Origin of the sequence: Mycobacterium sp. UM_CSW, assembly GCF_000455205.1 — a bacterium.
Taxonomy (GTDB): domain Bacteria; phylum Actinomycetota; class Actinomycetes; order Mycobacteriales; family Mycobacteriaceae; genus Mycobacterium.
Genome location: NZ_AUWQ01000036.1, coordinates 42,662 through 50,694 on the forward strand (window position 1 = coordinate 42,662; position 8,033 = coordinate 50,694).

The following is an 8,033-nucleotide window of genomic DNA, read 5'->3' on the forward strand; positions in this document are numbered from 1 at the left end:
ACTGGCTGTCTACCCATTACGGTTTTCAGCAAACAATTCCAGCTTCGCCCACTCGTCACAACAGCGAGCGGATCACCGGTTGGGTCCGATCCCGTCACGGGGGGCAGGTGAGGAGCGGGCATGACAGCAAAGGATCGCTATACGCGGCCGTTGGCGCCTTCGGCGGCGCTGGTACTGATCGATGTACAGCGCGACTTTCTAGACATGCCGGACGGAGACACGCCGATGCCGGTCGCGGGCACCTATGCGGCGATCCCGGCAATGGCAAAGCTGGCGACCGCCTTCCGCGAAAGCGGGCTGCTACGGCTCGCAGATCGCCGCCGAACTGTTGCCCAATGTCGTTGAGCTGGACCACGAATTGCTGCTGTCCGGTGGTTTCCAACAGATCGGAGCCGCCGAGCACGTGATGTGCAAGCCGAGGTGGGGCGCGTTCTACGGCACCGCCCTCGAGCGTCACCTGCGTGAAAGTGGCAGCAACACATTGGTTTTCGCGGGATGCAACTTCCCAAACTGTCATCGCACGTCGATCTACGAGGCGTCCGAACGCGACTTCCGGATCGTCCTGGTGTCCGATGCGATCTCGGGCCTCTACGAGAGGGGTGCAGACGAATGCCGCGCCATCGGGGTGGATGTCGTGGGGTTGTCAGAGACACTCGCTTGGCTGGCGCGCGGGTGACGCGTTAGCCTCAGCGGAGGTCGGCGCCCGAACACCGAGCGCGTCATACCGAGGAGTGCGGGTGCTTTTCCGTCAACTGGAGTACTTCGTTGCGGTCGCCCAGGAGCGCCACTTCGCCAGGGCGGCCGAGAAGTGCTACGTGTCGCAACCCGCGCTGTCCGCCGCGATCGGCAAGCTCGAACGCGAGCTCAACGTCACGCTGATCAACCGTGGCCACAGCTTCGAGGGCCTCACGCCCGAGGGTGAGCGATTGGTCGTGTGGGCCAAACGGATTCTCGCCGAACACGACGCGTTCAAGGCCGAGGTGCACGCCGTCCGGTCCGGCATCTCGGGAACGCTTCGGCTGGGCACGGTGCCCACCGCCTCGACGACGGCGTCCCTAGTTCTCTCGGCGTTCTGTTCGGCGCATCCGCTGGCGAAGGTGCAGATCCTGTCCCGGCTGGCCGCCACCGAGCTGTACCGGCGCCTGCGCGAGTTCGACTTGGACGCCGCAATAGTGCACTCCGCCACCGACGACGCCCACGACGTAAACCTGGTGCCGCTCTACGAGGAGCACTATGTGCTGCTCTCGACGGCCAGCATGCTGCCCGCCGGGGCGTCGACGCTGACGTGGCCCGAGGCGGCGCAGCTGCCGCTGGCGCTGCTCACCGCCGACATGCGGGATCGCCAGATCATCGACGAAGCCTTCGCCGGCCAGGGGATCACCGTTACCCCGCAGGTCGAAACCGACTCCGTCGCTTCGCTATTGGCGCAGGTGGCCACCGGCAACTGGGCCTGCATCGTCCCGCATACCTGGCTGTGGACGTCCCAGCTGGGTACGGAAACCCGAGACATCCGCGCGGTCGAGATGGTCGAGCCGGTGCTCAAGGCCGAGATCGCGCTGGCCACCAACGCTTCCGGGCCGGGCTCACCGGTCGCGCGTGCGCTCACCGCGTCCGCGCAACAGTTGCAGCTGGGCGAGTTCTTCGACGCGCAACTGTTGGGCATCACGCGCCGGCGCTGACCACCGCCGGCGATGTGGCCGCGCTGCTCGGGTTCAGGCTTGCCAGATGCCCGCTTTCCACGCCGGCCGTCGGGTCGAGTTCGCAGTCGATGACCGACGGCCCCTTGCCGGCGATCGCCTCGGCCAGCGCCGCGCGCAGCCCGGCTGGGGTGGTGACGTGATATCCCTTGCCGCCGAAGGCCTCTGCGATCAGCTCGTGACGCGCCCGCCCGTTCAGCACGGTCGGCGCGGGATCCGGCCCCGTTGCGGCCGAGCCGGCCGGCGCCTCGTCGCCGCGGTAGACGCCGCCATTGTTGAGGATGACGACGGTCACCGGCAGCCGGTAGCGGCAGATCGTCTCGACCTCCATCCCGGAAAACCCGAACGCGCTGTCGCCCTCGATCGCGACGACGGGGTCGCCGGTCTCCACCGCCGCGGCGATGGCGTATCCCATGCCGATGCCCATCACCCCCCACGTGCCGGTGTCGAGCCGGTGCCGCGGCGCCTCCATGTCGATGACGTTGCGGGCCAGGTCCAGCGCGTTGGCGCCCTCGTTGACCACATAGGCCCTCGGGTTTTCCTGCAGCACAGAGCGAATGGCGCCCAGCGCGTTGTAAAACCGCATAGGATGCGGGTCTTCGGCGAGTCGCTGAACCATCTTTGCCTCGTTGCGGGCTTTGCGCTCGGCCAGCTCGTCGACCCAGTCGGTGGGCGCGACGACGGGATCTGCGGCGACCGCGTCGCACAGGGCCGACATCACCGAGCCGATATCACCGGTCAGCGGCGCCTCGATCGGCCGGTTGCTGTCGAATTCCGAAGCCGCGATGTCGATCTGGACGAACTTGGCGTCGCGGGACCATTGCGGCGACTCCCCGTGGCCGAGCAGCCAATTCAGCCGGGCGCCGACCAGCAAGACGGCGTCGGCGCGCGCGATCGCCAGCGAACGCGCAGCCGCCGCCGACTGCGGGTGCGAGTCGGGCAGCAGCCCTTTGGCCATCGACATCGGCAGGAACGGAATCCCGGTGTCCTCTACGAACTTCCGGATCGCGTCGTCGGCCTGGGCGTATGCGGCGCCCTTGCCGAGGACGATCAGCGGTCGGCGCGCCCGCCGCAGCACCTGCAGCGCGCGATCGACCGATTCCGGTGCCGGCAGCTGCCGCGGAGCCGGGTCGACAACCCGCCACACGGTCGCCGCCGCCGCGGACGCCTCCAGGGCCTGACCCAGAACGTCGGCGGGGATGTCGAGGTAGACGCCGCCCGGCCGCCCGGAGACCGCCGTGCGAATCGCGCGCGCCACGCCGCGCCCGATGTCCTCGATCCGGCCGATCCGATAGGCGGCTTTGGCGAAAGGCCTTGCGGCCTCGAGCTGGTCGAGGTCCTGGTAGTCACCGCGCTGCAGGTCCACCATCGCGCGATTGCTGGAACCCGAGATCTGGATCATCGGGAAACAGTTCGTGGTGGCGTTGGCCAGCGCGGGTAGGGCGTTGAGAAATCCCGGACCCGAAGTCGTCAGGCACACGCCCGGGCGGCGGGTGAGGAACCCGGCGGCGGCGGCGGCGTTGCCGGCCGAGGCCTCCTGTCGGAACCCGATGTAGCGGATGCCCGATGCCTGGGCGGTGCGGGCGAGGTCGGTGATCGGGATGCCGACGATCCCATAGATGGTGTCGACGTCGTTCGCCTTGAGAGCGTCGACGACGAGGTGAAAGCCGTCGGTCAAACCTGTCATGGTGGCGACCTCCTCGTGAGCTACCTGCGGTTAGTCATCACTGTCGTCGCGGTGCGCGCAGGTGTCCAAGACTAAGCCGCTATGCAGCGATTCACGCCGTCTATCGATAGTCGGCGGTTATCGATAGTGAGCGGATCGGTATTGGACGGACACACCGGTCGCGCGGCATGGTTCGAGCAGGAGCTTTCCCATCTACCGAAAGGGGCATGGCGATGAAGACAGGCACTCACAGCGTCGCCGATCTGGTCGAGGTGGCGGCGAGCCGGCGACCGGACGCGCCGGCGCTCGTCGTCACCGCCGGGCGCACCCCGGTCAGCTACCGCGACCTGGTTCGCCTGGTCGACGACCTGGCCGGACAACTGAATCGGGGCGGGCTGTCCGCGGGAGATCGGGTCGCGCTCCGTGCCGGCAGCAACGCCGAGTTCGTCGTCGGGTTGTTGGCGGCGTCGCGCGCCGGGCTGGTCGTGGTTCCGCTGGACCCGGCCCTGCCCGCCGGCGAGCAGCGCACCCGAAGCGAGGCGGTCGGGGCGCGGGCGGTGCTGGTCGACGGCGTCGGCCCCGGCGACGAGGGGGAGCCGGGGCTGCGGCGGTGGCCGATCGCGGTGACCGTCGAGGCCGGCGCGGCGGCGGTGCATCTCGACGCCGCGACGCCGCCGGGGCAAAACGTTTCGACGCCGCAGGGGCTCTCCGAGGACGACGCGATGATCATGTTCACCGGCGGAACCACGGGCGTGCCGAAGATGGTGCCCTGGACGCAGGAGAACATCGCCGCATCGGTGCAGGCGATCATCGCCGGCTACGAGCTGGGCCCGCAGGATGCGACGGTCGCGGTGATGCCGCTCTACCACGGTCACGGGCTGATCGCCGCGTTGCTGTCGACGCTGGCGTCCGGGGGCACGGTGCTGCTGCCGGCGCGGGGGCGGTTCTCCGCGCACACGTTCTGGGACGACATCGACGCCGTCCGGGCCACCTGGTACACCGCCGTCCCGACGATTCACCAGATCCTGTTGGAGCGCAACAAGACCGAACAGGCGAGCAACAAGCCGGCCGCGCTGCGCTTCATCCGCAGCTGCAGCGCCCCGCTCACCGCGGAGACGGCCCAGGCGCTGCAGGAGACGTTTTCGGCGCCGGTGGTGTGCGCCTTCGGCATGACCGAGGCCACCCACCAGGTGGCCACGACCGGCGCCGGACAGAGCGAAAACCCCGCCGCCACACCGGGTCTCGTGGGCCGGTCCACCGGGCCCGAAATCCGGATCGCGGGGCCGGACGGTCGGCCGCTGCCGGTGGGGTCGGTCGGGGAGGTCTGGCTGCGCGGCACCAGCGTGGTGCGCGGCTACCTCGGCGACCCGGCGATCACCGCCGCGAACTTCACCGACGGATGGCTGCGCACCGGCGACCTGGGATCATTGTCGGCCGCGGGCGATTTGACGATCCGGGGCCGGATCAAGGAGCTCATCAACCGCGGCGGCGAGAAGATTTCGCCGGAGCGCGTCGAGGGCGTCCTGGCCACCCATCCCAACGTCCTCGAGGTGGCCGTCTTCGGCGTGCCGGACAAGATGTACGGGGAGGCAGTGGCCGCGGTGATCGTGCCCCGGCAATCGCCCGCGCCGACATCCGCCGAGCTGGCGGAGTTCTGCCGCGAGCGGCTGGCGGCCTTCGAGATTCCCGCCACCTTCGCTGAAGCCGCCGCCCTGCCGCACACCGCGAAGGGCTCGCTGGACCGACGCGCGGTGGCCGACCAATTCGGCCGCGGAAACTAGCCCTGAGGGGCGCGCCGAGATTGCCGTGAAGGTCGCGATTTTGACGCCAGCACAACCAGGGCCGCAATCTCGGCGAAACTACCTGCGCCGACGACGCCTCACGCCGTGGTCTTCACCCGGGCTGCCGCGGACTCGGGCATGGGTTCGTAGCGGGCGAAAGAACGGGTGAACGACGCGGCCCCGTGCGCCAGCGAACGCAGGTCGATCGCATACCGCGTCAGCTCGACCTGAGGCACCTCGGCCCTGACCAGCGTGCGTTCGTTCCCCGCGGCCTCGGTGCCGAGCACGCGCCCGCGACGCCCCGACAGGTCGCCCATCACCGCGCCGACGAAATCGTCGGGCACCAGCACCGAGATCTCGTCGATCGGCTCGAGCAGGGTCACCTTGGTCGCCGCCGCCGCCTCGCGCAACGCCAGCGCGCCGGCCGCCTGAAACGCGAAGTCCGAGGAGTCGACGCTGTGCGCCTTTCCGTCGAACAAGGTGACGCGGATGTCGACCACGGGGTAACCCGCGTGGACGCCCTTTTCCATCTGCGCGCGCACCCCCTTCTCCACGCTCGGGATGAAGTTGCGCGGCACCGCGCCGCCGACCACCTTGTCGACGAACTCGAACCCGGATCCCTCGGGCAGCGGTTCCACCTCGATGTCGCACACCGCGTACTGGCCGTGCCCGCCGGACTGCTTGATGTGGCGGCCGTGTCCTTTTGCCTTGCCGCTGAAGGTTTCTCGCAACGGTACGCGCAGGTCGACCGTGTCCACGGTGACGCCGTAGCGGTTGGCCAGCGCGTCGAGGACGACGCCGGCGTGGGCCTCGCCCATGCACCACAGCACGATCTGGTGCGTTTCCTGGTTCTGTTCGATCCGCAGCGTCGGATCTTCGGCGGCGAGGCGCCCCAGCCCCACGGACAGTTTGTCCTCGTCAGTCTTGGCGTGCGCCTGAATGGCCACCGGCAGCAGCGGTTCGGGCATCGTCCACGGCCGCAGGACCAGCGGCTCAGACTTGTCCGAGAGGGTGTCGCCGGTCTCGGCGCGGCTCAGCTTGCCGATGGCGCAGATGTCGCCGGCCACCACGGCGGCCGCGGGGCGCTGCTGCTTGCCGAGCGGGAACGACAGGACGCCGATGCGTTCGTCCTCGTCGTGATCGGGGTGCGAATGCCCGTTCCCGTTGGCAGCGCCGAAGAACGACGCAAAATGGCCCGACACATGAACCGTCGTGTCGGGCCTGATGGTCCCGGAGAACACCCGGACCAGGCTCACCCGGCCGACGTAGGGGTCCGACGTCGTCTTCACCACCTCGGCGAGCAGGGGCGCGTCGACATCACAGGCCAGCGTTGCGTGCGTCGCGCCGTTAGGTGTGAAGACCTCCGGGAGCGGGTGTTCCATCGGGGACGGGAAGCCGCGGGTGGCGACCTCCAGCAGTTCGAGGGTGCCGACGCCGGTGCCGCTGCAGACCGGGATCACGGGGAAGAACGAGCCCCGGGCGACGGCCTTTTCCAGGTCCTCGATGAGTACCGACTCGTCGATCGATTCGCCGCCGAGATAGCGGTCCATCAGGGACTCGTCCTCGGACTCCTCGATGATGCCCTCGATCAGGCTGCCGCGCGCCTCCTCGATGCGGTCGGCGTCCGCGGGGTCGGGCGGCTGCGTGGTGCGTTTTCCTCCCGAATACAGGTAGCGCGTCTGCGACAGCAGGCCGATCAGGCCCTCGCAGGACGGTGAGCCGATCGGCAGATAGAGCGGTAACACCTTGTCGCCGAACGCGTTTTGCGCCGCGGCCAGCGCCTCGGAATAGTTTGCCCGCGCGTGGTCGAGCTTGGTGACCACCACGGCGCGTGGCATGCCGACCTGGCTGCACTCCTGCCAGAGCGACTTGGTCGGCTCGTCGACTCCCTCGTTTGCGGCGATCACGAACAGCGCGCAGTCCGCGGCGCGCAACCCGGCGCGCAGCTCGCCGACGAAGTCGGCGTACCCGGGCGTGTCGACCAGGTTGATCTTGATGCCGCCGTGCGACAGGGACGCCACGGCGACGCCGACGGAGCGCTGTTGCCGGATCTCGGCGTCGTCGTAGTCGCAGATGGTGCTGCCCTCGGTGACCGACCCCGGCCGGGTCAGCACGCCGGCGGCGACCAGCAGCGCCTCGACCAGGGTGGTCTTGCCGCCGCCGGAGGGCCCGACCAGGACCACGTTGCGAACATCGCCCGGACCGTTCGCCGTGGGAGCGGCCGCCACGCCCAGGGAAGTGTTCGCCTTGTCCGCCATGACTTTCCTCCAGTTCCGCAGCGCTGAGGCGTCCTGCAGCGCGGTGTGGTGCAGACCACAGGACGCCTGTAGGCAACTTTTCCCCCAACTGCCGCCCAACACAAGGCCACCGGCCAGCCACAATTGGGGGTGGTGTGTTCCGCCGAATCAATGCCGACGGCCGTCGGGTCAGGCGTGCCAGCCCGACCAGCGCCGCACCGTGACCGCGATGACCGGGCCGTCCAACGAAACCGATTGATACTGGGGGTATTTGGCGCGCAGCAGCCGCAAGCCGGTGTCCATCGCCGCGCCGTAGGTGTGGATGGCGGCGAGACCGTCGGCGCGGACCCACCACAACCGCGCCCAGTCGTCGGCGTAGTGGTCGACGAGCAGGCTGACCTGTGGGTTGCTTTCGATGTTGGCCAGGCGCCGCAGCCGTCGCGTCGTCTTGGGTTTCGCGTCGACGGCCGTGTAGATGACGTCGTGCCCGCCGAGGGCGGCCTCGTCGACCGCGAAGACCACCGGCACCAGGTGTGGCGCGCCGTCGGGCGCGGCGGTGGCCAGGCGGGCTATCGGGGATTGTGTGAATCGGGCCTTCGGGTCGAATTCGCCCACCGCCTCAGATTAGGGCCGGCGCCGCGCTAGGCCGAAT

4 protein-coding genes and 2 pseudogenes are annotated in these 8,033 nt (G+C 69.0%); 3 read left to right on the top strand and 3 right to left on the bottom strand.

Annotation, left to right across the window (positions count from 1 at the left end; genetic code table 11):
- Positions 1–71 precede the first annotated feature (71 nt).
- Together N415_RS33375 and N415_RS14575 are read left to right on the top strand one after the other, a co-directional pair.
- A pseudogene (locus N415_RS33375) lies at positions 72–676 on the top strand (isochorismatase family cysteine hydrolase).
- Positions 677–737: 61 nt separating this feature from the next.
- Positions 738–1,679 (top strand): LysR family transcriptional regulator, encoded by a 942-nt coding sequence (locus tag N415_RS14575; protein WP_068182889.1) that lies wholly within the window; start codon positions 738–740, stop codon positions 1,677–1,679.
- On the opposite strand, the pseudogene oxc reads toward N415_RS14575, so the two are convergent.
- Positions 1,663–3,387, bottom strand: a pseudogene (oxc, locus tag N415_RS14580) (oxalyl-CoA decarboxylase); the annotation flags it as partial. The gene N415_RS14575 and the pseudogene oxc sit on opposite strands and share 17 nt — an antisense overlap.
- A gap of 209 nt (positions 3,388–3,596) precedes the next feature.
- Here oxc and N415_RS14585 point away from each other — a divergent pair.
- Positions 3,597–5,144 (top strand): FadD7 family fatty acid--CoA ligase, encoded by a 1,548-nt coding sequence (locus N415_RS14585; protein ID WP_152531390.1) that lies wholly within the window; start codon positions 3,597–3,599, stop codon positions 5,142–5,144.
- A 98-nt stretch (positions 5,145–5,242) separates the two neighbouring features.
- On the opposite strand, the gene N415_RS14590 is transcribed toward N415_RS14585, so the two are convergent.
- Positions 5,243–7,402, bottom strand: a complete 2,160-nt coding sequence (locus N415_RS14590) for an elongation factor G-like protein EF-G2 (protein ID WP_068182869.1) — start codon at positions 7,400–7,402, stop codon at positions 5,243–5,245.
- A gap of 168 nt (positions 7,403–7,570) precedes the next feature.
- On the bottom strand, positions 7,571–7,996 hold the full coding sequence (locus N415_RS14595; protein WP_068182872.1) for a TIGR03668 family PPOX class F420-dependent oxidoreductase: 426 nt from the start codon (positions 7,994–7,996) through the stop codon (positions 7,571–7,573).
- Positions 7,997–8,033 lie beyond the last annotated feature (37 nt).

Bases quoted from the DNA above. Each gene is read 5' to 3' on its own strand.
- N415_RS14590 (WP_068182869.1), bottom strand. From the start codon at position 7,402: ATGGCGGACAAGGCGAACACTTCCCTGGGCGTGGCGGCCGCTCCCACG.
- N415_RS14585 (WP_152531390.1), top strand. From the start codon at position 3,597: ATGAAGACAGGCACTCACAGCGTCGCCGATCTGGTCGAGGTGGCGGCG.